This window comes from Faecalibacillus intestinalis (assembly GCF_015097455.1).
In the GTDB taxonomy this organism is placed as follows: domain Bacteria; phylum Bacillota_I; class Bacilli_A; order Erysipelotrichales; family Coprobacillaceae; genus Faecalibacillus; species Faecalibacillus intestinalis.
In genome coordinates this window covers 174,456-199,110 of sequence record NZ_AP024085.1, presented here as the reverse complement: position 1 = coordinate 199,110, position 24,655 = coordinate 174,456, and the positions used below count along the sequence as shown (strand labels likewise).

Below are 24,655 nucleotides of genomic sequence, written 5' to 3'. Positions count from 1 at the left end.
TCTAACGTTGTCTTATGTCAATAGCGTTGTCTGCTCTCTTTAAATATTTTTTTAACAATCATCAATTATTTCTTTTCTAACTTTAATTGATTGATTGCCCTCAAGATGTGAATACGCATAGCACTTTTAGCTCCTTCAGCGTTTCTTGCATTCATAAACTCCATAATCGTTTTATTATCTGAAATAATATTTTGATTAGAAACATGTTCATATTCATAAAGAAATACCCCTTTTTGAATAGATTCTTGAAGTACTGGTTCTAACCTAGACATAAATTCGTTATGCGTTGCTTGAGCAATAGAACAGTGAAATAACATTTCTTGTTTTGCATAACTTTTTTTATTTGTAATACAGTCTTCAATTTCATTTTTGATTGCATTGATTCTTTCCAATTCTTTATCCGTTGCTCTAAGTGTTGCATAATAAGCAATTTCTGGTTCAAAAATCAAACGGATTTCGTAGAGATCATCTGCTCCCATTTTAACTTCTGGAGGTATATTGAACTTTTCATAACTTTGAACATCATAATCTTCTCTAACAAAAGTTCCTTTCCCTCTTTTAATTTCTAAAACATGTCGTGTTACTAAAATACGTATCGCTTCTCTTAATGTAATACGACTAACTCCTAATTCTTTAGATAATTCAATCTCATTAGGAAGTTTATCTCCTGGTAAATATTTCTTTTCAACGACGATCATCGAAAGGAGCATCTCAGCAATATCATCCGATAACCTTTTTTTCTTATCCATAGTTTCCCTCGATTCCTTAAATTACTTGAAATTCTATCACAAAAATAATAATTATTCTATGCCCTTTTGTCCATACATCCTTTTTTAATTCCTCATATAGTACAATGAAAGGAGGTTATTTATGGACAATATAGCCAATCAAGCCACTTTGCTTTACAACAATATGACAACTAATTCAAATACAGTAACAACTCAAATATTAAGTCTCTATGACTTAACTGCTACTAAAGAAGCACTTCTTGATACTTATACCCCTAATCAAACAATCACTTATGTAACAAGAGTAGAAAATACAGGAAGTGCTTCACTTTATAATTTAACAGTTGTCGATGATTTAGCTAAAGGACTCACTCAATATGTTGATAATAGTGTAGAAGGTTATTTAAATGGTACACCGATTGAAGTAAACGTACAAATAACAAATAATACAGTTATTTTTACCATTGATAATGTAATAAATCCTAATGATAATGTGCTTATTATTTTTGAAACAACGACACCTACAACAAGACCAGATGTGCTTACAAATACACAAACAATTACAGCCAATGGTGGATCAACCACTGGTCCTATCGTTGCTGTCACACCAAATCCTAGTGCAACTGTCACACTAGCAAATTATGTATCATTAGATATTACCAAATCAGCAAATAAAGCTAGTATTTATAGTGGAGACACACTTGTTTATACTTTCCAAATTATCAATAATGGTAATGAAACTGCAACAAATGTTTCATTTAGTGATGTTTTCCCAACAGGATATACAATTAATAGTATTTCTCTAACAACACCTGATTCACCTACACCTATTATCTATGATCCAACAACTTATGTTACTGGAACAACACTTACAATTCCTAATTTAGCTATTCCTGTAGGTACTAGTACGCTTTCTGTTTCAGGAATTTATACAAATTAAAATGGATGCCATGGCATCCATTTTAATCGTATAATTGAAAATTTAAATGATAGACAAGAGAATCAAACATTTTTGTATTAAATCCATAAGCAATACAATCATCTACTTCTCCATCCCAATCATTATTTAACTGATCTAAAATTTCTTGAGCTTTTTCTTTATCAATTTGACATGTTGCAAAGAATTCTACTGCATCTTTTTCCATTTGTGATTCTTTGTAAGGAGATACTGAAAAATCAGGATAGATTTCTAATAATTCCTCTTTTACTTTTTGATAATCTTCTTCTTTTGAACTTGATATAACAACATATAATGTTCCTAACATTATTTCATCATCCTTTCTTTAAACTTTGATATATTTTCAAAATCATCATTTTGTCTTTTTTCTATATCATGATATAACTTACTTACCTTAAATGCAATCATGATAAAATAAAGAATAAGCATTACAATTAAAATGACAAACCACATAAAAATAAACCAACCCATATTACATAACTCCTTTATCTAATTGATGTAAATCTATATGATAAAAAATATAAAGCATGATTGCAGCAGCAATCCAAGCAAGAACCTCTGCTAAATATATTCCATAAACACCCATATAATGCGGTAAAATAAGTGCTGCTGATACTCTCATAATTAACTCAACAATTCCTGATACCATTGGAATAATCGTATTTTCCATCCCTTGAAGAGCACTTCTATAAGAATATAACATATATAAAACTGGTAAACAAACAGCCATTGTAAATAAATAATCATAAGCATATTTTAAAACAATTTGTGTTTGTTTTGGTGTCGTAGATATAAAAAGTAATAATATTTTTTTACCAAAGAATAGAATAACGATCATAATAACAATGGAAATAAAAACAGATAAAATATTTGCTTGAAAAACACCGGATTTCATTCTTTGATATTTTTTAGCTCCATAGTTTTGTGAAACAAAGGTTGTAATTGCATAACCAAAGGATATAGCAACAACTTCTAATATTCCATAGAGTTTATTTGTTGCTGTATAACCAGCAATAAATAAGAAACCAAAGTCATTAACTACAGATTGTAAAACAATTCCACCAAAAGCAATAATCAAGTTTTGAAAAGCTAATGGTAAACCTAATTTAATGAGTTGATAAATAAGTTTTTGATCTATTTGAAAAGTTTCTTTTTTAATTTTAAAGGGTAATTCTTTTCTTAATTTAAAATAACAAAAAGTAGCTGCAAATAATTGTGAAATCAATGTTGCTATTGCTGCACCAGCAATTCCTTGATGAAAGATACAAACAAATAATAAATCGAGTATAACGTTTAAACAAGCAGCAATGACCATTGCAATAAGCGGTGTACGACTATCTCCTATAGCTCTTAAAATACTTGAAAAACAATTATAAAAGATTACAATTAAAGCTCCACCAGACATGATTCTTAAATAGGTAATAGATCCTTGAATTGTATGACTTGGTGTATTTAATAGTTTTAATAAAGGTTCGATAATTATTTGTGAAAAAATGATAACTAAAATTGCTATTACAAAACATGAAAGATAGGACATCGCAATTGATTTTTCCATTCCTTTTTCATCATTAGCCCCTAAACAATTAGATACACGAATTGAAAATCCTTGTGTAAAGCCCATTAAAAGTCCTAAAATAGCCCAGTTGATCCAATCTGCCCCACCAATAGAAGCTAATGCATCAACACCTACAAAACGCCCTACAATCATGGTATCTACCATGATATAAAGTTGTTGTAAAAGATTACCGAACATTAAAGGTAAAGCAAAGAAAAAGATAAGTTTTAAAGAATGACCTGTAGTTAAATTTTTCATAAATTTCCTCCATAGATTTAATTATTAAGAGTTTTTAATATAAAGTCAATCATATTATTTTTTTATTTTTTGATTTTAGGTTATAATGTATAGAGGTTAAAGGAGAGAGTAGTATGGCTAATTGTAATCATGATTGTAATTCATGTAAAAGTACATGTTCAAAAAAAGATTTTTTAGCACCAATGAATGCACATTCTCATGTAAAAAAAGTGATTGGTGTTGTAAGTGGTAAAGGAGGCGTTGGAAAGTCTTCAGTAACTTCATTATTGGCGCTTGCTAAACAAAGAGAAGGATATAAAGTAGCTATTCTAGATGGTGATATTACAGGACCTTCTATAGGGCGTATTTTTGGCGTAGAAAACAAACAAGTTTTATCTAATGGTAAAGAATTCACACCTGTTGAAAGTAGTCAAGGAATTAAAATTATGTCTACGAATTTATTATTAGAATCAAATGATACACCAGTTATTTGGCGTGGTCCCGTACTTGCAGGAATGATCAAACAATTCTGGTCTGATGTAATGTGGGGAGATGTTGATTATATGTTTGTTGATATGCCTCCAGGAACAGGAGATGTTCCACTTACAGTTTTTCAATCACTTCCATTAGATGGTATAATCATTGTGACAAGTCCTCAAGAACTTGTAGGGATGATTGTAAGTAAAGCTGTTAATATGGCTAAAAAAATGGATGTCGATATTATTGGTATCGTTGAAAATATGTCTTATGTTAAATGTCCTGATTGTGATAAGAAAATTTATATGTTTGGTAAGAGTCATAGTCAAGAAGTGGCTGATCGTTATCAACTTCCATTACTTGGTCAATTACCTATTGATAGTGAATTGACTCAATTATCTGATCAAGGTTATGTTGAAAATTATCATTCTGATTGGTTTGATGAGTTTTCTCAAAAAGTAAAAGATATTTAAAAAAGCACTCACGTGCTTTTTTAATTTAGTGGCTCATTATTACGATTCATGAAGTCTTTTACGGCATCATTTAAAACATCATTTAAATATCTACTAAATTCATCTTTATCTTCTACATTAGATAATTGAATAGGCATGTTTACAACACCAACATGAACATTTTCATCAGCCATAAGTTTTTCAATATCACCTGATTGTCCAAACATTTTTGATGCTGCTTGCATTGTTTTACAATGTGACATTGTCGCATAATATATATAATCTTCAATTGTTTCCATTCCAGCAACATCTTGAATTTGTTTAAATTGTTCTTCTAATAATTCCATTTCTTCATCATCAAATTCTAAAACAACTTGTTTCATCTCAATCACCTCATATTTCGTGTAATATATTATCACAAACTTTAAAAAAAGATAGTCTTTTTATTATTTATTTCTAACAAGGAATAAACTTATAGATCTAAAAAATCCCAATGTTAAAACATTGAAAACAGTGATCCAATCTCCATATTTAGGATAAACCTTTTTTATAATTTGATGTAAAATATAAATATTCATAATAAAAGAAAGTAAAACACATCCTAAAAATAATAAAAAGATAATTGTATCTAATGAACCTAATTGAACATTTAAAGAGAGATAAAAAAGAATTGTTCCCATAATTTCAATCATCATTAAAAATAATCCTTCCTTTTCCAATGCTACTTCTTTTCCTAGAAGATATTTACTGTAATAAGGAATCCATGATTTCTTTGAATGTGTTTTATTATAAAGAAAAAGACTTTCAAAAATATAATTTTCAACAAGATAAAAGATGCTGATAAAGATCAAAAAAAGATATACCGCATAAAAAGACATAAATAAACCTAAAACTACTAACACACTTATTCCTCCCATAATCTTACCTCCTAAAAAATAAATTCATAAACAATGCCAAAGATTTCTCTTACAAAATATGTAGGAAATAACCACCAAGCAGTATGAGCACTTATAGCATAACTTTTGATATTTAATCGACGAGCTATTGTTTGTGCACGATATTCATGAAATTCATTTGTAATAATCGTGATTGCTTTAGGTAAATTTTCTTTTTTAATTAATTGATAAGAAAACAATATATTTTCTCTTGTAGAAGTAGACTTATCTTCTTGATATAAGCGATGAGGATCAATTCCTTTATTTACAAGATATTGATACATACATTTAGCTTCTGATATTTCTTCATTAGCACCTTGTCCACCTGATAGAATACATTGTAATTTAGGATTTTCATTTAAATATTGATATGTTTTATCAAGTCTTTCTTTTAATGCAAGACTTGGTTTTTTATTTTTAACACGACATCCTAAAACAACAACTGTTGTTTCTTCTTGAGGTAATATATTCATATTTGTAAGTATTTTATAAGAACACGTAGAAATAATTGCTAAAAGGATGATTATGAAAGATAATATTATTTTAGAAAAAATCAAATGATGTAATGGCTTATTAAAAAAGATAATAAGGAAACAACCTAAAGAAACTATCATTCCTGCTATATTTCCAATATTTAAGATTCCTTTTAATAAAAAAGGAAGTAAAAAAATAATAAAACTTATGATAAAAAATATCAGTAATAAATATTTTATAATTTTCATTGTTTCACCTACTTGGATTCATTCTAACAAAAAATAGAGATTTTGACATCTCTATTTAAAATATTGATCTATTTTATTTTTATTTAGTTCTTCACCGATAACAATTATGACATCTTGCCCTTGATTGATTTCTTGTATAGAGGTATCTTCTTGAGTCATATTGATTTCATACCAGTGTTTTTCTTTTTGATAAAAACCTTTAACTCTCATGACATGACCACAATCTTGATCTTTAAATATATGATTTATTTTTTGAATAAATTCATCTTGATTGAATCTATTATTCATATAATAAAGAGATTGAAAAGCATCATTTTGGTTAAACCATAATTTTTCAATATAATCATTTGTATATTGACTATTTAATAATTCTTGATAATCTTCTTGGGTCATTTCATCCCATTTTTTAATTTTTAATCTTTCTTGTGAAAGAGGTTTTCCATGAAATAAAGCAAGTGCATCATTCATTTGTTGAATTGTTTCTACAATTCTTCCTTTACTTGTAGTATCTACTTTACTTAAAATAATTTTTCCTGCACTTACAATTTGGCTTGCAAGTAAATAAGAGGCTTCTTTAGATAAATTCTTTTCTAATGAGGCATCTACAATTGCAAATACATTTCCTATTTCATACCAATTTGTAAGAGGTTCTTCATGTAAAACATCAAAAAATTCTTCTACATCAAAAATACCTGACGGTTCTACTAAAACACGATCAAACCCTCTCATTCCCATAGATATCAATTTTGTCTTAAAACGTCTTTGATGACAATCCTTATCACAAGCTCCTGCTACCATTTCTAATTCACAGTTTTCTGATTCTAAATCTTGTAATAACATCATATCAACATTAACTGCACCAAAATCGTTTTCAATAATTCCAATTCTATATCCTTGATCAATTAAATATTGAGCATATTTTTTTATGAAAGTTGTTTTACCAGATCCTAAAAAACCTGTTATTAAATCTACTTTTACCATAATCTTCACTCCTTGATTTTATTATATATCTAAAGAAAAAAAAGTCTAATAGAAAGACTCTTTAATCTGTTCTTAACGCTGTTACAGGATCTTCTTTCGCTGCTTTTTTAGAAGGAACAATTCCTCCAAGTAGAGTTAAAATCACGCTTAAAATAATTAAAACAATTCCTGCAACTGGTGGTAAAGAAGCATTAACAGCTGTTGTATCTGCAATATTGTGAATAACAATATTAGCTGGGATAAGAGCGATTAATGTAATAATAATTCCAATAAGACCTGCAAACAAGCCAATAATAAATGTTTCAGCATTGAATACTTGCGAAATATTACGTTTAGAAGCACCTATGGCTCTTAATATACCAATTTCTTTTTTACGTTCTAAAACACTAATATACGTAATAACACCTATCATAATTGAAGAAACAACCAATGAAATACCTACAAAGGCTACAAGGACATAACTAATGACATTAACAATATCAGTTACCGAAGACATTAATGTTCCCACAAAATCTGTATACGTAATGACTTTTTCTTCTTGATTTGTTTTTTCCATTTTATGATTGTACGTATCTAAAAAGTGAATCACTTTTTCTTTGCTTTCAAAGTTTTTAGGATAAATACTAATACTTGCTGGTTTTTTAAAATCAGCATATCCTAATTTCTTTATATTATTATCATATGAATCTTGTTCACTTGTCATCATTGATGAAATAATACTCATAAAATCATTTTCATCACCACTAAAGCTCATTGCTTCTGCAAAAGCATGACTATCAAATTGAAAAGCATTTGCCATTGAAGAACTCATAGATATCATACTTTTTTGAATACCTCTTTGTAGAGAGGATGATAAATTTTGCATAGATGATTGCATATATTGAGACATAATTTGAGAAATTTGTGTTTCTATGTTTGTTGATTGTATAATAGATGTCATTTCTTGAGTTAAAATATTCTTTGCTTCTTGAGAATTTAAATAGCTCATTAAATACTCATTTATTTTTGTAATATCTAAATCATTTGCGCTTAATTGTTTTTTATAATCGTCTAAGACAGCATTGATAATTTGTTGCATTTCATTTTGATCAATACCATCTTCAATATATTTCTTTACTTGTTCTTCTATAACTTGACGTGCATGATCTGTTTGCAAGTAATTTATAAATTCTTGTGTAGCTTGATTAATATTTACTTCTGGATGATTTTTTTCATATTCTAAATAACCATTTAATAAAGAATTAGCTAAATGATCAAGTTGATCACTTGAAACATTAAATTGAATTTGATTAATTATTTGATTCATGTCTAATGTTGGAAGTGATAGATTTGTCAGTTCTTGATTTAAATTCGTAAAATCTAATTGTAAAGCTTGTGTATTGAACTTAAATGCTGATTGCATTTTGTTTTGATCAATTGTAAATAATGAACTTAAATCAAATTGTGAATTTTTTTCTTCAAAAGCATTTCCTGTAAAAATATTCACATTTTTATTTTTTATTTGATCTTGAACAATTTGAGTTGTAGATGACTTTTCTATAATATGTTGTACAAGCGATGATGGATAATAAATTCCTGTTGATAACATGGTCGCTGTTTGGTCATCTTTAGGTTGGACAATGCCTACAATTTTTAAATCTTCACCATTTTGAACAAGTTGATTCATATATGTTTGATCATTAGATTTATCTTTATATACATGATATTGTTCATCATATTCATAATAATCCGCCGATTTAACAAGTTTGAATGTTTTATTTAAAATATCTTGATAACTATAATCATCCTCTTTTAATGTCACATCTACATCTTCTTCATTAGCAAACTGTTGTACCATTTGATCTAATTCTGATGAATCTCTTAAACCAAGTGTATAAGCCATCATATCACTTATCTTTCCAGAGGAAGTAAGAACAACAACACATTCATTATATTTTTTTGGCCAATGACCTGCTTTCATATCATATTGTCCACTAAATAAGTTGGTATTTTTAGGCATGGATTTAAAGACATCTGTAGACATCATGGAAGACATCATATTATTTGAACTTGTAGATGATCCCATTCCTAGTGAACTAAATGTTTTATCAGGATTAACTTGTCTATAAGTATTATCTTGATAGCGATATATTTGTGGTGTCACACTATAAGTATATTCGATTGCATTGGAATAATTTTTTAATTGTTTTTGATTACTTTGAATATAACTCCTTAATGATTCTAAATCATTTGATCCAATTTTAGAAAACATTGTAGTCATCATATTAGCTACTTGAATATCATTTTTAGAAGATTGTTTTTTATCTCGACTATCATCTACTAACATTGATGACATATCTATACCAGTACTTGTAATTTGTAAAGGATATTCTGACAACGTATCTTCTTCAATTGTTTGAATATACGTATTAACACCATTTGATAAAGATAATATAAGAGCTATTCCTATAATCCCTATAGAACCTGCAAAAGATGTTAAAAAAGTTCTTCCTTTTTTTGTTTTCAAATTATTAAAACTAAGGGATAGTGATGTAAGTAAAGACATAGATGTTTTCCCCATATTACAATGTTGTGGGACAAAACTTTTAACATGATATGGGTTTGTATCATCTAAAATAACTCCATCTTTTAATGTAACAATACGTGTTGCATATTCTTTGGCAAGTTCTGGATTATGAGTAACCATAACAACAAGTCTGTCCTTAGCAACTTCTTTTAATAAATCCATAACCTGTATACTCGTTTCACTATCTAAGGCTCCTGTTGGTTCATCAGCCAATAAAATATTAGGATCATTAACCAATGCTCTTGCAATAGCAACACGTTGCATTTGTCCTCCTGATAACTGATTAGGCTTTTTATGAATTTGTTGTCCTAATCCTACCTTGGTAAGAGCATCAATTGCTTTTTCTCTTCTTTGTCCTTTAGAAACACCAGAAATAGTAAGCGCAAGTTCAACATTGGATAAAATTGTCTGATGTGGAATTAAGTTGTAACTTTGGAAAACAAAACCGATTGTGTGATTACGATAAGAATCCCAATCTCGGTCTTTATATTTTTTTGTAGAGATACCATTGATAATTAAGTCTCCACTGTCATATCTATCTAATCCACCAATAATATTTAAAAGTGTGGTTTTACCAGAGCCACTTGGACCAAGTATCGCCACAAATTCATTATCTCTTAAATTAAGGCTGACATGATCTAAAGCTTTTTGAATAAAATTTCCCGTTTTATACTGTTTACAGATATCTGTTATTTGTAACATCTTTTCCCCTCCATATAGAATAAAATTATCATTTCAATTTGAACTTATGATTAATAGTATGTAAAAACACAAAAAAAAAGAAGGAACTGGCAACGAGCTATTTTCGCACAATGTACTATCTTCGCCGCGATGATGCTTAACTTCTGTGTTCGGAATGGGTACAGGTGTGTCCATCATGCTATCATTACCAGATTCTTCTTGTCAAGTGTCTTCAGGACACTCAAAACCAGACAGTAGTTTTTCTTCTTTCAAGCTCGCTTGCCTTTTCGGTCAAGCCCTCGACCTATTAGTATCAGTCCGCTTAACATGTCACCATGCTTACACTCCTGACCTATCTACCTTATCGTCTTTAAGGGGTCTTACTTGCTTGCGCAATGGGAAATCTCATCTTGAAGTGGGTTTCACACTTAGATGCCTTCAGCGTTTATCCCTTCCGCATTTAGCTACCCAGCTATGCCACTGGCGTGACAACTGGTCCACCATTGATGCGTCCATCCCGGTCCTCTCGTACTGAGGACAGCTCTTCTCAAATTTCCTGCGCCCACGACAGATAGGGACCGAACTGTCTCACGACGTTCTGAACCCAGCTCGCGTACCGCTTTAATGGGCGAACAGCCCAACCCTTGGAACCGACTTCAGCTCCAGGATGCGATGAGCCGACATCGAGGTGCCAAACCTCCCCGTCGATGTGAACTCTTGGGGGAGATCAGCCTGTTATCCCCAGGGTAGCTTTTATCCGTTGAGCGACGGCCTTTCCATTCAGCACCGCCGGATCACTAAGCCCGACTTTCGTCCCTGCTCGACTTGTGGGTCTCGCAGTCAAACACCCTTTTGCCTTTGCACTCTGCGCTTGGTTTCCATCCAAGCTGAGGGTATCTTTGGGCGCCTCCGTTACTCTTTGGGAGGCGACCGCCCCAGTCAAACTGCCCGACTGACACTGTCCCGTCAACGGCTCTACGTCGTCCGGTTAGAAATCCAATACAACAGGGGTAGTATCCCAACAGCGGCTCCTTGAATACTGGCGTATCCATCTCTTTGCCTCCTACCTATCCTGTACATGCTGCATCAAATCCCAATATCAACCTGCAGTGAAGCTCCATGGGGTCTTTCCGTCTAGTCGCGGGTAACCTGCATCTTCACAGGTACTAAGACTTCACCGAGTCTACAGCTGAGACAGCGCCCAAATCGTTACGCCTTTCGTGCGGGTCAGAACTTACCTGACAAGGAATTTCGCTACCTTAGGACCGTTATAGTTACGGCCGCCGTTTACTGGGGCTTCAGTTCAGGGCTTCACTTGCGTTAACCCCTCCCCTTAACCTTCCAGCACCGGGCAGGCGTCACCCCCTATACTTCGCCTTGCGGCTTAGCAGAGAGCTGTGTTTTTGGTAAACAGTCGCTTGGGCCGTTTCACTGCGGCTCATATCTCTATGAGCACTCCTTCTCCCTAAGTTACGGAGTCATTTTGCAGAGTTCCTTAGCTATAGTTCTCTCGCTCACCTTAGGATTCTCTCCTCACCCATGTGTGTCCATTTTCGGTACGGGCCATATATACTTAACGTTAGAAACTTTTCTTGGAAGTTCCTCCACTGCCTTCCGTACTCGCCGTAGCTTTCCGTACGCTTCACGCCTTCTCGTTTCGGATGGTGGATTTGCCTGCCATCCCGATATCTCGCTTGCACCAGCTCTTCCAGCCGCTGGCTGCAGCTTCCTCTCTCCGTCATTCCTTCACATATATACGGGTACAGGAATCTCTACCTGTTGTCCATCGACTACGCCTTTCGGCCTCGCCTTAGGTCCCGACTTACCCAGAGCGGACGAACCTTCCTCTGGAAACCTTGGGTTTTCGGTGCGTGGGATTCTCACCCACGTTCCGCTACTCACACCGGCATTCTCTCTTCCATGATCTCCACACGTCCTTTCGGTCGTACTTCTCCGTTCATGGAACGCTCCCCTACCATCCCTTGGGATCCATAGCTTCGGTAGTATGCTTAGCCCCGGTAAATTATCGGCGCAGAGTCATTCGACTAGTGAGCTGTTACGCACTCTTTAAAGGATGGCTGCTTCTGAGCCAACCTCCTAGTTGTCTGTACATCTCCACATCCTTTTCCACTTAGCATACATTTTGGGACCTTAGCTGATGGTCTGGGCTGTTTCCCTCTTGACAACGGACCTTATCACCCGCTGTCTGACTGCCGAGCATGTTGGCGTGACATTCGCAGTTTGATTATGCTCAGTACCCCGAGATGGGGCCATCACATATTCAGTGCTCTACCTTCACGCAACTCTTCTCTCGACGCTAGCCCTAAAGCTATTTCGGGGAGAACCAGCTATCTCCGGGTTCGATTGGAATTTCACCCCTAGCCACAACTCATCCGCCAACGTTTCAACGGGGGTCGGTTCGGTCCTCCATCGGGTTTTACCCCAACTTCAACCTGGTCATGGCTAGATCACCCGGTTTCGGGTCTACTGCATGCAACTCGCGCCCTCTTAAGACTCGCTTTCGCTTCGGCTCCGCATATCCTGCTTAACCTCGCTCCATACAGTAACTCGCCGGTTCATTCTACAAAAGGCACGCCATCACCCTTTAACGGGCTCTGACTTCTTGTAGGCATATGGTTTCAGGTTCTCTTTCACTCCCCTCCCGGGGTTCTTTTCACCTTTCCCTCACGGTACTGGTTCACTATCGGTCACTCTCTCGTATTTAGCCTTGCCGGATGGTCCCGGCTGATTCAGACAGGATTTCTCGTGTCCCGCCCTACTCAGGTGTCATCTCTCTCCAGTCTCTCATTTCGAGTACGGGGCTCTCACCCTCTCTCGCTCACCTTCCCATGTGATTCCTCTATGATCCTCTGTTTGATTTATCGATGATCCTACTACCCCGATCCTCAGATCGGTTTGGGCTCTTTCCCTTTCGCTCGCCGCTACTCAGAAAATCATTCTTATTTTCTCTTCCTGCAGGTACTTAGATGTTTCAGTTCCCTGCGTCTCGCCTCATCATGTCTATGTATTCGACATGTGATACACGGATATGACTCCGTGTGGGTTCCCCCATTCGGATATCGACGGCTCTTCACGTGCTTACCGCTCACCGTCGCATTTCGCTGTTTGCTGCGTCCTTCTTCGCCGGAGTGTGCCTAGGCATTCCCCATACGCCCTTTCTTGCTTTACCTTCTAGGTTTGCTTGCTTGAACTTTTTTTCGTTTACACTTGCTGTAAAATCTTAGTTACTTTCGACTTTTCGTACTAGACCTTATTTTTTCTTTAATGTCTAATCTCTTCTTTATCGTTTTCGCAATTTTTTTTACTACTATCCAGTTTTCAATGTCCTCTTGAATGTCATGGACATTCAAAACCAAACAAGAAAGCACAACTTTCTCTCCCTAGAAAGGAGGTGATCCATCCCCACGTTCCCGTAGGGATACCTTGTTACGACTTCACCCCAATCATCAGTCCCACCTTAGACAGCTCCTTCCTTGCGGTTAGGCCACCGGCTTCGGGTGTTACCGACTCTCATGGTGTGACGGGCGGTGTGTACAAGGCCCGAGAACGTATTCACCGCGACATGCTGATTCGCGATTACTAGCGATTCCATCTTCGTGCAGTCGAGTTGCAGACTGCAGTCCGAACTGAGAACAGTTTTATGGGTTTCGCTCCACCTCGCGGCTTCGCTTCCCTCTGCTCTGTCCATTGTAGCACGTGTGTAGCCCAGGTCATAAGGGGCATGATGATTTGACGTCATCCCCGCCTTCCTCCGGCTTGTCACCGGCAGTCTCGCCAGAGTCCCCAACTTAATGCTGGCAACTGGCAACAGGGGTTGCGCTCGTTGCGGGACTTAACCCAACATCTCACGACACGAGCTGACGACAACCATGCACCACCTGTCTTCTCTATAGCTATCTCTCCATCTCTGGAGCCTTTAGATCGATGTCAAGACCTGGTAAGGTTCTTCGCGTTGCTTCGAATTAAACCACATGCTCCACCGCTTGTGCGGGCCCCCGTCAATTCCTTTGAGTTTCATTCTTGCGAACGTACTACTCAGGCGGAGTACTTATTGCGTTAACTGCAGCACTGAGATTTGACTCCCAACACTTAGTACTCATCGTTTACGGCGTGGACTACTAGGGTATCTAATCCTATTTGCTCCCCACGCTTTCGGGACTGAGCGTCAGTTATGCGCCAGATCGTCGCCTTCGCCACTGGTGTTCCTCCATATATCTACGCATTTCACCGCTACACATGGAATTCCACGATCCTCTCACACACTCTAGCTCTACGGTTTCCATGGCTTACCGAAGTTAAGCTTCGATCTTTCACCACAGACCCTTAGTGCCGCCTGCTCCCTCTTTACGCCCAATAATTCCGGATAACGCTCGCCACCTACGTATTACCGCGGCTGCTGGCACGTAGTTAGCCGTGGCTTTCTTATAGAGTACCGTCACTTGGATATCATTCCCTATATCCACCGTTCTTCCTCTATGACAGAAGTTTACATAACGAATTACTTCTTCCTTCACGCGGCGTTGCTCGGTCAGGGTTTCCCCCATTGCCGAAAATTCCCTACTGCTGCCTCCCGTAGGAGTCTGGGCCGTGTCTCAGTCCCAGTGTGGCCGGTCACCCTCTCAGGTCGGCTACGCATCGTCGCCTTGGTAGGCCGTTACCCTACCAACCAGCTAATGCGCCATAAGTCCATCATCTACCAGTCCCGTAGCACTTTTCATATAGAGTTCATGCGATCTCTACACCTATGCGGTCTTAGCTGACGTTTCCATCAGTTATCCCCCTGTAGATGCCAGGTTACTTATGTATTACTCACCCGTTCGCCACTCTTCACCGAAGTGAAGCGTTCGACTTGCATGTATTAGGCACGCCGCCAGCGTTCATCCTGAGCCAGGATCAAACTCTCCATTGTCTTATTTCTTTCAGACAACTTTGGTCTGTTTAGCTCTTTTTTATTTCTTTAACTTAATTGACGTTGTGTTTTATTCTTTCCTGTTCAGTTTTCAATGTCCTCTCACTTGACTCTCTCGTCGAGTGCCCATTTATATTACCATCTCCTCTCCCTTTTGTAAAGCTTTTTTTCTGTATTTTTTTATTTTTTCTCTATTTCCCTCTTTTTCTGCTTTTATATCAACGTTTTTTCTATTGATCATTTTTGATTACTTTTTCTTATTCCTTGTTTATATACTTCATTTCATATCTAAAAAGAGAATTTTTTATATCTTCAAACATAATTTATATACAAAATAATACGTATTTTATCCATTTCTATAATATCTGATAAATTATTCCCGTATCTAAAGGATCATGTAAAAACATAAAAAAAAAGAAGGAACTGGCAACGAGCTATTTTCGCACAATGTACTATCTTCGCCGCGATGATGCTTAACTTCTGTGTTCGGAATGGGTACAGGTGTGTCCATCATGCTATCATTACCAGATTCTTCTTGTCAAGTGTCTTCAGGACACTCAAAACCAGACAGTAGTTTTTCTTCTTTCAAGCTCGCTTGCCTTTTCGGTCAAGCCCTCGACCTATTAGTATCAGTCCGCTTAACATGTCACCATGCTTACACTCCTGACCTATCTACCTTATCGTCTTTAAGGGGTCTTACTTGCTTGCGCAATGGGAAATCTCATCTTGAAGTGGGTTTCACACTTAGATGCCTTCAGCGTTTATCCCTTCCGCATTTAGCTACCCAGCTATGCCACTGGCGTGACAACTGGTCCACCATTGATGCGTCCATCCCGGTCCTCTCGTACTGAGGACAGCTCTTCTCAAATTTCCTGCGCCCACGACAGATAGGGACCGAACTGTCTCACGACGTTCTGAACCCAGCTCGCGTACCGCTTTAATGGGCGAACAGCCCAACCCTTGGAACCGACTTCAGCTCCAGGATGCGATGAGCCGACATCGAGGTGCCAAACCTCCCCGTCGATGTGAACTCTTGGGGGAGATCAGCCTGTTATCCCCAGGGTAGCTTTTATCCGTTGAGCGACGGCCTTTCCATTCAGCACCGCCGGATCACTAAGCCCGACTTTCGTCCCTGCTCGACTTGTGGGTCTCGCAGTCAAACACCCTTTTGCCTTTGCACTCTGCGCTTGGTTTCCATCCAAGCTGAGGGTATCTTTGGGCGCCTCCGTTACTCTTTGGGAGGCGACCGCCCCAGTCAAACTGCCCGACTGACACTGTCCCGTCAACGGCTCTACGTCGTCCGGTTAGAAATCCAATACAACAGGGGTAGTATCCCAACAGCGGCTCCTTGAATACTGGCGTATCCATCTCTTTGCCTCCTACCTATCCTGTACATGCTGCATCAAATCCCAATATCAACCTGCAGTGAAGCTCCATGGGGTCTTTCCGTCTAGTCGCGGGTAACCTGCATCTTCACAGGTACTAAGACTTCACCGAGTCTACAGCTGAGACAGCGCCCAAATCGTTACGCCTTTCGTGCGGGTCAGAACTTACCTGACAAGGAATTTCGCTACCTTAGGACCGTTATAGTTACGGCCGCCGTTTACTGGGGCTTCAGTTCAGGGCTTCACTTGCGTTAACCCCTCCCCTTAACCTTCCAGCACCGGGCAGGCGTCACCCCCTATACTTCGCCTTGCGGCTTAGCAGAGAGCTGTGTTTTTGGTAAACAGTCGCTTGGGCCGTTTCACTGCGGCTCATATCTCTATGAGCACTCCTTCTCCCTAAGTTACGGAGTCATTTTGCAGAGTTCCTTAGCTATAGTTCTCTCGCTCACCTTAGGATTCTCTCCTCACCCATGTGTGTCCATTTTCGGTACGGGCCATATATACTTAACGTTAGAAACTTTTCTTGGAAGTTCCTCCACTGCCTTCCGTACTCGCCGTAGCTTTCCGTACGCTTCACGCCTTCTCGTTTCGGATGGTGGATTTGCCTGCCATCCCGATATCTCGCTTGCACCAGCTCTTCCAGCCGCTGGCTGCAGCTTCCTCTCTCCGTCATTCCTTCACATATATACGGGTACAGGAATCTCTACCTGTTGTCCATCGACTACGCCTTTCGGCCTCGCCTTAGGTCCCGACTTACCCAGAGCGGACGAACCTTCCTCTGGAAACCTTGGGTTTTCGGTGCGTGGGATTCTCACCCACGTTCCGCTACTCACACCGGCATTCTCTCTTCCATGATCTCCACACGTCCTTTCGGTCGTACTTCTCCGTTCATGGAACGCTCCCCTACCATCCCTTGGGATCCATAGCTTCGGTAGTATGCTTAGCCCCGGTAAATTATCGGCGCAGAGTCATTCGACTAGTGAGCTGTTACGCACTCTTTAAAGGATGGCTGCTTCTGAGCCAACCTCCTAGTTGTCTGTACATCTCCACATCCTTTTCCACTTAGCATACATTTTGGGACCTTAGCTGATGGTCTGGGCTGTTTCCCTCTTGACAACGGACCTTATCACCCGCTGTCTGACTGCCGAGCATGTTGGCGTGACATTCGCAGTTTGATTATGCTCAGTACCCCGAGATGGGGCCATCACATATTCAGTGCTCTACCTTCACGCAACTCTTCTCTCGACGCTAGCCCTAAAGCTATTTCGGGGAGAACCAGCTATCTCCGGGTTCGATTGGAATTTCACCCCTAGCCACAACTCATCCGCCAACGTTTCAACGGGGGTCGGTTCGGTCCTCCATCGGGTTTTACCCCAACTTCAACCTGGTCATGGCTAGATCACCCGGTTTCGGGTCTACTGCATGCAACTCGCGCCCTCTTAAGACTCGCTTTCGCTTCGGCTCCGCATATCCTGCTTAACCTCGCTCCATACAGTAACTCGCCGGTTCATTCTACAAAAGGCACGCCATCACCCTTTAACGGGCTCTGACTTCTTGTAGGCATATGGTTTCAGGTTCTCTTTCACTCCCCTCCCGGGGTTCTTTTCACCTTTCCCTCACGGTACTGGTTCACTATCGGTCACTCTCTCGTATTTAGCCTTGCCGGATGGTCCCGGCTGATTCAGACAGGATTTCTCGTGTCCCGCCCTACTCAGGTGTCATCTCTCTCCAGTCTCTCATTTCGAGTACGGGGCTCTCACCCTCTCTCGCTCACCTTCCCATGTGATTCCTCTATGATCCTCTGTTTGATTTATCGATGATCCTACTACCCCGATCCTCAGATCGGTTTGGGCTCTTTCCCTTTCGCTCGCCGCTACTCAGAAAATCATTCTTATTTTCTCTTCCTGCAGGTACTTAGATGTTTCAGTTCCCTGCGTCTCGCCTCATCATGTCTATGTATTCGACATGTGATACACGGATATGACTCCGTGTGGGTTCCCCCATTCGGATATCGACGGCTCTTCACGTGCTTACCGCTCACCGTCGCATTTCGCTGTTTGCTGCGTCCTTCTTCGCCGGAGTGTGCCTAGGCATTCCCCATACGCCCTTTCTTGCTTTACCTTCTAGGTTTGCTTGCTTGAACTTTTTTTCGTTTACACTTGCTGTAAAATCTTAGTTACTTTCGACTTTTCGTACTAGACCTTATTTTTTCTTTAATGTCTAATCTCTTCTTTATCGTTTTCGCAATTTTTTTTACTACTATCCAGTTTTCAATGTCCTCTTGAATGTCATGGACATTCAAAACCAAACAAGAAAGCACAACTTTCTCTCCCTAGAAAGGAGGTGATCCATCCCCACGTTCCCGTAGGGATACCTTGTTACGACTTCACCCCAATCATCAGTCCCACCTTAGACAGCTCCTTCCTTGCGGTTAGGCCACCGGCTTCGGGTGTTACCGACTCTCATGGTGTGACGGGCGGTGTGTACAAGGCCCGAGAACGTATTCACCGCGACATGCTGATTCGCGATTACTAGCGATTCCATCTTCGTGCAGTCGAGTTGCAGACTGCAGTCCGAACTGAGAACAGTTTTATGGGTTTCGCTCCACCTCGCGGCTTCGCTTCCCTCTGCTCTGTCCATTGTAGCACGTGTGTAGCCCAGGTCATAAGGGGCATGATGATTTGACGTCATCCCCGCCTTCCTCCGGCTTGTCACCGGCAGTCTCGCCAGAGTCCCCAACTTAATGCTGGCAACTGGCAACAGGGGTTGCGCTCGTTGCGGGACTTAACCCAACATCTCACGACACGAGCTGACGACAACCATGCACCACCTGTCTTCTCTATAGCTATCTCTCCATCTCTGGAGCCTTTAGATCGATGTCAAGACCTGGTAAGGTTCTTCGCGTTGCTTCGAATTAAACCACATGCTCCACCGCTTGTGCGGGCCCCCGTCAATTCCTTTGAGTTTCATTCTTGCGAACGTACTACTCAGGCGGAGTACTTATTGCGTTAACTGCAGCACTGAGATTTGACTCCCAACACTTAGTACTCATCGTTTACGGCGTGGACTACTAGGGTATCTAATCCTATTTGCTCCCCACGCTTTCGGGACTGAGCGTCAGTTATGCGCCAGATCGTCGCCTTCGCCACTGGTGTTCCTCCATATATCTACGCATTTCACCGCTACACATGGAATTCCACGATCCTCTCACACACTCTAGCTCTACGGTTTCCATGGCTTACCGAAGTTAAGCTTCGATCTTTCACCACAGACCCTTAGTGCCGCCTGCTCCCTCTTTACGCCCAATAATTCCGGATAACGCTCGCCACCTACGTATTACCGCGGCTGCTGGCACGTAGTTAGCCGTGGCTTTCTTATAGAGTACCGTCACTTGGATATCATTCCCTATATCCACCGTTCTTCCTCTATGACAGAAGTTTACATAACGAATTACTTCTTCCTTCACGCGGCGTTGCTCGGTCAGGGTTTCCCCCATTGCCGAAAATTCCCTACTGCTGCCTCCCGTAGGAGTCTGGGCCGTGTCTCAGTCCCAGTGTGGCCGGTCACCCTCTCAGGTCGGCTACGCATCGTCGCCTTGGTAGGCCGTTACCCTACCAACCAGCTAATGCGCCATAAGTCCATCATCTACCAGTCCCGTAGCACTTTTCATATAGAGTTCATGCGATCTCTACACCTATGCGGTCTTAGCTGACGTTTCCATCAGTTATCCCCCTGTAGATGCCAGGTTACTTATGTATTACTCACCCGTTCGCCACTCTTCACCGAAGTGAAGCGTTCGACTTGCATGTATTAGGCACGCCGCCAGCGTTCATCCTGAGCCAGGATCAAACTCTCCATTGTCTTATTTCTTTCAGACAACTTTGGTCTGTTTAGCTCTTTTTTATTTCTTTAACTTAATTGACGTTGTGTTTTATTCTTTCCTGTTCAGTTTTCAATGTCCTCATCAGCAAGTTTGTTTCCTGCCGACTTGTACATAATACAATTAATTTTTAATAAAGTCAATAACTATTTATAATTTTTTTAATTTTTTTCAAAAAAAGAATGGATCTTATGGATCCATTCTAAATTTTCTACTATTCTCCACCTAAACCTTTTACATCATTTTCAGTTATCTTATCACCGTCTTCAACACGATCAATAAGTTTAGTAATCTTTTTAACATATGATGCGTAAGGTTTCATAACATAGATTGATGTACCATGCATTGAATAAGTTTGATCTGTCATATACCCTTTTCCATCAAGTTGTACATTGAAAACATCCCATTCAGCATTATCATCTAGTTGCATATTAATTAATGATTTAATTTCGTCAGAAGACATGTTTGTTTCAAAGCATCCTTCGATTGCTGTTAAGATTCTTTGGAAATTAGTAATAATCTTTGGTGACATTGCCTTATTCAACATTGCTTTTAATAATTTTTGTTGGTTACGTCCTCGATCATAATCTCCACTTGGTAAATTATATCTTTCTCTTACAAAACATAGCCCTTTATCACCATCTAATTCATTTTCACCTTTTACAATATGATAGTTACCATGTCTTGTTGTAAATTCATAATCAGAATCAACAGTTACTCCGCCTAATGCGTCAATAATATTTGTAATACCACTAAAGTTTGTTCTTGCATAATAGTTAACATCTAAATCTAAAAAGTCTTCAATCGTAGAAATAGTCTCTTCAACACCATAGATACCAGTATGTGTCAATTTATCCATTTTACCATTTTTATGAAGTTCAATTTCACAATCACGTGGAATACTTGTCATTAAGATTTGTTTAGTTTTTGGATTAACAGTAACAATTAAGTTAACATCACTTCTTGATACTGTTGATACAGAACCATATGTATCGATTCCAGTTACATATACATTAAATGGCTTTTCAGTTACATCTGTTACTGCTGTTGTTACTGATTTTGCTTTTTTATCAAATTCATATGTTTTTACAATTCTTGTTTCTTCATCAAAACCTTCATGATTTAACTCTAACATTGATTTATATTGTGTTCCAACAACAATTGCATCTACTTCTTTATTATAAAGAGCATCTGCTAATTGAGAATATGTATCATATGTCGTATACTTTTGTGTATCAATCGTTTCTTCCATTTGTGCTAAAGCTTTATTTAATGTAGCTTTTTCTTTTTCATATGATCTACCAAAATTAACACCTTTTAAACCATCAAGTGATGCTGTTCCATAATCACCATCTTTTAAAACAATGACATTGATAGCGTATTTTTGAGTTGTTGTTTGTACATTATTTAAGAAAGTATTTCCTCTTGCAGCAAAAGTACTTCCAATTACTAAAACAATTGAAACAATTAAACTCAACACTTTAGAAATAATAGTTCTTTTACTTGTTTTCCCTTCAACAATTTTTTTCTTTCCTGTTTGAATAATAATCCAAAACAATAAAACCAATACTGCCAAAACAGCAGCTAAAATAGCAAAGTATTTAACAGGTAATAATTTTGTTAAATACACAAAATATAAAAGGACACCAGATGCGACAACTTGTAATGTCAAAATAAGTGCTCTGGATGTCATAAATCGCATAAATTTGTTTTGTTTCATAATCATCCTCCATATGTTGGTTAATTCTCGTTTATCATAGCACAATCGACATTTTATAGCAAATCGCCACTATTTTCTAAATAACATCCAAACATATACTGATTATCTTCTATTTTTGACAATTTTTTCCCATTATATTTTCTACATATTTCTTCTATCAAATATTCATTCTTCTTAAAATGATGATCAACGACAATTTCATTTTCAATCAAGCATCTTATCTTAATAATTGTATAATATCTTTGACTTTCTATCGTATAATGAATTGCTTTATGTGTTGTTTTTTGACTAAGAACAATCGCGTGATCCAATAATAATTTTAAAATAGTGGCTAAGTCATAAGAAGAAACACCTTGATAAATTTGATCAGAATAAGTTCCATAAAAATCAATCTGATGTTCCTTCATGATTTCTGTATACCGATTAAAAACATAATTTAACACAATGTTGTTTGTGTGAATAACCTCTGTCGGTATTTCTAATGATATATCTTTAAGTTCAATTTCCTGATTTTCTTTTAAATCTTTAACAAGCTTTTTATAATCATGAATAATTTTGTTATATTTTTTACTTTTTTGATTAGCAATTTCCACAAGTGTTTCTTCATACTGTAATGCTTGTTCATGAATTTTTCGATTCATTAAACGTTGATAGTACTGTGTCATTTCTAAACATAATATATAAATCAATACAATCATCATTAATGAAACTACATACAAACAAATAATCGATGATAAACGCATTTGATTCATCAGATATTCATTAAAAGTATAAAGATCTAAAAAAATAATAGCTACAAGTGTTATCATAACAAAAAACCAAATATGTTTATTTAATTGAAACTCTTCTTTCAAATACTTTTTTAAATAAAAATATTCTATCACCCATATTCCCTTAGAAATAAAAGTAATCAAATATCCTAAATATCCATCATAAGTATAAACAATATAATATAGTGATTGTTGATTTAATAAAAACATACACAATCCATTAATAAGCAACATATTAACATTCACAAAAATAAGTTTAATTATCTTATTATAAATGTCACCATCATAAAAAAGATGAATATATATTAAGCTTATAATCAATAAGATAATGCCTCCATAACTTATAGCAAAATATTTATTCATCATTAAAGATAAAAAACTCATAAATACTATAAAGAATATTTTATTATGCTTTACCTCTTTTCTATTTTTAAAGAATAAATCAAGATACATCACATAAATTAAATTTTCTATCAAAACATAAATAATATCTAGAAATAATTTCATCGTATTTTATATTCCTGATAAGCTTCTTTTACAGAATTTTTATATTTATAACTTAAAGGTAATTGTATTTCATTTTCTAAAACCACCATCATTTCTTTTAGATTAATGTATTGAACATATCTCATATTTACAAGGATTCCATAAGAAATTGTAATAAAATCATTTTTCTTTATCTTCTTAATAAAATCTTTGAAAGTAGAGCGTATTTTGTACTCCTCTCTTCCATGAATTACAATATAATTTTTATCTGTATGTATATATTGTATATCATCATAATATATCGCAACAATTCGATTACCACTTTCTACAATAATTCGATCGTGATCTGATTCTAATTTTTTAAGCAATCTATTCATCTTATTGTGAATATCTTCTTTTAATTTCTTTTTTCTAATAAAATCAAAAATATCATAATCTATGCTTTTATAAACAATATGATCATATTTAGTAATGATGATTCTAATGTATTTACTCATTTGAGTTTCTTTAAAAAACTCAAATGCTGTCATATTTTCCATCTCATAGTCTATATAAACAACATCAAAATAATCAATTTCATCAATCAACAACTTTGCTTCTTGAAAATATGAAACTTCAAACATTTCATACTCTTGTAAGCAGTTATGTATTTCTTCTAAAAAGTTTTTTTCATCATCTAAAATTGCTACTTTATACATTATTTCATCTCATGAACCATTTTTACATACTCCACAATTGTTTTATATGTTCTTCTTGTTTCTTTGTTTTTCATAAACTCTTTTGGCATATAAATATGGTCTTTAGCTTCTGCTTCTCTTTCGTCTAATGGAATAGGTGTATTGACAACTCCTAAAATATAATCACATGAAACATTAAAAAATTTAGCCATTTCAGCAACTAAATATATATCTGGGATGGTTCTATTTTGTTCATAAAACTGTATTGTTTTCAATGATACCTTAAATACTTTTGATAATTCCTTTTGTGTCATTCCTTTTTCTAATCTTAAATATTGTAATCTCTCTCCTAACATTATTTTGTCCTCCATAAAAAGATTCTCGTTTGATAAATAAATAATTGCGATATTCTACTATCTCAAATAGTATTATATACTTTTTAATCAATAACATTCTAGTTAATTTTCCCACTATTTCTTTAATTTTCCCTAATAGTATCAAATTTTATTTTTTTC

Annotated in this window: 15 protein-coding genes and 6 rRNA genes; 2 read left to right on the top strand and 19 right to left on the bottom strand. The window is 36.9% G+C overall.

All coding sequences use genetic code 11. The features are described from left to right. Positions 1-65: 65 nt before the first annotated feature. Positions 66-749, bottom strand: coding sequence for a FadR/GntR family transcriptional regulator (locus tag Fi14EGH31_RS01035; RefSeq protein ID WP_022002565.1), 684 nt, complete (start codon positions 747-749; stop codon positions 66-68). 121 nt (positions 750-870) lie between these two features. Between Fi14EGH31_RS01035 and Fi14EGH31_RS01030 the strand changes: the two genes are divergently transcribed. Next, positions 871-1,668: a DUF11 domain-containing protein gene (locus Fi14EGH31_RS01030; RefSeq protein ID WP_200765040.1), complete on the top strand. Its 798-nt coding sequence runs from the start codon at positions 871-873 to the stop codon at positions 1,666-1,668. 22 nt (positions 1,669-1,690) lie between these two features. Here the strand turns inward: Fi14EGH31_RS01030 and Fi14EGH31_RS01025 are convergent, their stop codons facing one another. Genes Fi14EGH31_RS01025 through Fi14EGH31_RS01015 form a run of 3 tightly spaced genes read right to left on the bottom strand, consistent with a single transcriptional unit; the run spans position 1,691 to position 3,499 of the window. After that, positions 1,691-1,993, bottom strand: a complete 303-nt coding sequence (locus Fi14EGH31_RS01025) for a hypothetical protein (RefSeq protein ID WP_200765039.1) — start codon at positions 1,991-1,993, stop codon at positions 1,691-1,693. Further along, positions 1,993-2,157 carry a hypothetical protein gene (locus Fi14EGH31_RS01020; protein ID WP_158561474.1) on the bottom strand — a complete coding sequence of 55 codons (165 nt, stop codon included), beginning with the start codon at positions 2,155-2,157 and terminating at the stop codon, positions 1,993-1,995. Before Fi14EGH31_RS01020 ends, Fi14EGH31_RS01025 begins: the two co-directional genes overlap by 1 nt. 1 nt (position 2,158) lies before the next feature. Further along, positions 2,159-3,499, bottom strand: a complete 1,341-nt coding sequence (locus Fi14EGH31_RS01015; RefSeq protein WP_117788898.1) for an MATE family efflux transporter — start codon at positions 3,497-3,499, stop codon at positions 2,159-2,161. Between the two features lie 113 nt (positions 3,500-3,612). Here Fi14EGH31_RS01015 and Fi14EGH31_RS01010 point away from each other — a divergent pair, with 113 nt between their 5' ends. After that, complete coding sequence (locus tag Fi14EGH31_RS01010; protein ID WP_022002560.1) at positions 3,613-4,428, top strand: Mrp/NBP35 family ATP-binding protein; 816 nt, start codon at positions 3,613-3,615, stop codon at positions 4,426-4,428. Positions 4,429-4,448: 20 nt separating this feature from the next. Here Fi14EGH31_RS01010 and Fi14EGH31_RS01005 read toward each other — a convergent pair whose 3' ends face one another. The 15 genes from Fi14EGH31_RS01005 to Fi14EGH31_RS00935 form a co-directional block, all read right to left on the bottom strand. After that, positions 4,449-4,790: a hypothetical protein gene (locus tag Fi14EGH31_RS01005; RefSeq protein WP_022002559.1), complete on the bottom strand. Its 342-nt coding sequence runs from the start codon at positions 4,788-4,790 to the stop codon at positions 4,449-4,451. Positions 4,791-4,853: 63 nt separating this feature from the next. Next, a complete protein-coding gene (locus Fi14EGH31_RS01000) occupies positions 4,854-5,324 on the bottom strand; it encodes a hypothetical protein (protein ID WP_117788899.1) in 471 nt (156 codons plus the stop codon). Positions 5,325-5,335: 11 nt separating this feature from the next. Further along, positions 5,336-6,064 (bottom strand): YdcF family protein, encoded by a 729-nt coding sequence (locus Fi14EGH31_RS00995; RefSeq protein ID WP_117788900.1) that lies wholly within the window; start codon positions 6,062-6,064, stop codon positions 5,336-5,338. Positions 6,065-6,115: 51 nt separating this feature from the next. After that, on the bottom strand, positions 6,116-7,045 hold the full coding sequence (locus Fi14EGH31_RS00990) for a GTP-binding protein (RefSeq protein ID WP_117576134.1): 930 nt from the start codon (positions 7,043-7,045) through the stop codon (positions 6,116-6,118). Positions 7,046-7,106: 61 nt separating this feature from the next. Beyond that, positions 7,107-10,313, bottom strand: a complete 3,207-nt coding sequence (locus Fi14EGH31_RS00985) for an ABC transporter ATP-binding protein/permease (RefSeq protein ID WP_200765038.1) — start codon at positions 10,311-10,313, stop codon at positions 7,107-7,109. 84 nt (positions 10,314-10,397) lie between these two features. Then, positions 10,398-10,505 (bottom strand): 5S ribosomal RNA (gene rrf, locus Fi14EGH31_RS00980). Positions 10,506-10,579: 74 nt separating this feature from the next. Then, a 23S ribosomal RNA gene (locus Fi14EGH31_RS00975) occupies positions 10,580-13,482 on the bottom strand. Positions 13,483-13,697: 215 nt separating this feature from the next. Next, positions 13,698-15,222 (bottom strand): 16S ribosomal RNA (locus tag Fi14EGH31_RS00970). A 421-nt stretch (positions 15,223-15,643) separates the two neighbouring features. Further along, positions 15,644-15,751, bottom strand: a 5S ribosomal RNA gene (gene rrf, locus Fi14EGH31_RS00965). A 74-nt stretch (positions 15,752-15,825) separates the two neighbouring features. Beyond that, positions 15,826-18,728: ribosomal RNA gene (locus tag Fi14EGH31_RS00960) — 23S ribosomal RNA — on the bottom strand. Between the two features lie 215 nt (positions 18,729-18,943). Further along, a 16S ribosomal RNA gene (locus Fi14EGH31_RS00955) occupies positions 18,944-20,468 on the bottom strand. Together the 16S, 23S and 5S rRNA genes form the textbook arrangement of a ribosomal RNA operon. Before the next feature lie 233 nt (positions 20,469-20,701). Then, positions 20,702-22,207 (bottom strand): LCP family protein, encoded by a 1,506-nt coding sequence (locus Fi14EGH31_RS00950; protein ID WP_117576138.1) that lies wholly within the window; start codon positions 22,205-22,207, stop codon positions 20,702-20,704. Between the two features lie 53 nt (positions 22,208-22,260). Continuing rightward, entirely contained in the window at positions 22,261-23,484 is a 1,224-nt protein-coding gene (locus Fi14EGH31_RS00945) for a hypothetical protein (protein WP_117576137.1), read from the bottom strand. Beyond that, a complete protein-coding gene (locus Fi14EGH31_RS00940; protein WP_032089395.1) occupies positions 23,481-24,161 on the bottom strand; it encodes a LytR/AlgR family response regulator transcription factor in 681 nt (226 codons plus the stop codon). The genes Fi14EGH31_RS00945 and Fi14EGH31_RS00940 overlap by 4 nt, the downstream gene beginning before the upstream one ends. Next, positions 24,161-24,496 (bottom strand): helix-turn-helix domain-containing protein, encoded by a 336-nt coding sequence (locus Fi14EGH31_RS00935; protein ID WP_022001313.1) that lies wholly within the window; start codon positions 24,494-24,496, stop codon positions 24,161-24,163. The genes Fi14EGH31_RS00940 and Fi14EGH31_RS00935 overlap by 1 nt, the downstream gene beginning before the upstream one ends. Positions 24,497-24,655: the final 159 nt, after the last annotated feature.

Excerpts from the sequence above, each read along its gene's own strand:
- Fi14EGH31_RS01035 (WP_022002565.1), bottom strand. The coding sequence starts at position 749 with ATGGATAAGAAAAAAAGGTTATCGGATGATATTGCTGAGATGCTCCTT.
- Fi14EGH31_RS01030 (WP_200765040.1), top strand. The coding sequence starts at position 871 with ATGGACAATATAGCCAATCAAGCCACTTTGCTTTACAACAATATGACA.
- Fi14EGH31_RS01025 (WP_200765039.1), bottom strand. The coding sequence starts at position 1,993 with ATGTTAGGAACATTATATGTTGTTATATCAAGTTCAAAAGAAGAAGAT.
- Fi14EGH31_RS01020 (WP_158561474.1), bottom strand. The coding sequence starts at position 2,157 with ATGGGTTGGTTTATTTTTATGTGGTTTGTCATTTTAATTGTAATGCTT.
- Fi14EGH31_RS01015 (WP_117788898.1), bottom strand. The coding sequence starts at position 3,499 with ATGAAAAATTTAACTACAGGTCATTCTTTAAAACTTATCTTTTTCTTT.
- Fi14EGH31_RS01010 (WP_022002560.1), top strand. The coding sequence starts at position 3,613 with ATGGCTAATTGTAATCATGATTGTAATTCATGTAAAAGTACATGTTCA.
- Fi14EGH31_RS01005 (WP_022002559.1), bottom strand. The coding sequence starts at position 4,790 with ATGAAACAAGTTGTTTTAGAATTTGATGATGAAGAAATGGAATTATTA.
- Fi14EGH31_RS01000 (WP_117788899.1), bottom strand. The coding sequence starts at position 5,324 with ATGGGAGGAATAAGTGTGTTAGTAGTTTTAGGTTTATTTATGTCTTTT.
- Fi14EGH31_RS00995 (WP_117788900.1), bottom strand. The coding sequence starts at position 6,064 with ATGAAAATTATAAAATATTTATTACTGATATTTTTTATCATAAGTTTT.
- Fi14EGH31_RS00990 (WP_117576134.1), bottom strand. The coding sequence starts at position 7,045 with ATGGTAAAAGTAGATTTAATAACAGGTTTTTTAGGATCTGGTAAAACA.
- Fi14EGH31_RS00985 (WP_200765038.1), bottom strand. The coding sequence starts at position 10,313 with ATGTTACAAATAACAGATATCTGTAAACAGTATAAAACGGGAAATTTT.
- Fi14EGH31_RS00950 (WP_117576138.1), bottom strand. The coding sequence starts at position 22,207 with ATGAAACAAAACAAATTTATGCGATTTATGACATCCAGAGCACTTATT.
- Fi14EGH31_RS00945 (WP_117576137.1), bottom strand. The coding sequence starts at position 23,484 with ATGAAATTATTTCTAGATATTATTTATGTTTTGATAGAAAATTTAATT.
- Fi14EGH31_RS00940 (WP_032089395.1), bottom strand. The coding sequence starts at position 24,161 with ATGTATAAAGTAGCAATTTTAGATGATGAAAAAAACTTTTTAGAAGAA.
- Fi14EGH31_RS00935 (WP_022001313.1), bottom strand. The coding sequence starts at position 24,496 with ATGTTAGGAGAGAGATTACAATATTTAAGATTAGAAAAAGGAATGACA.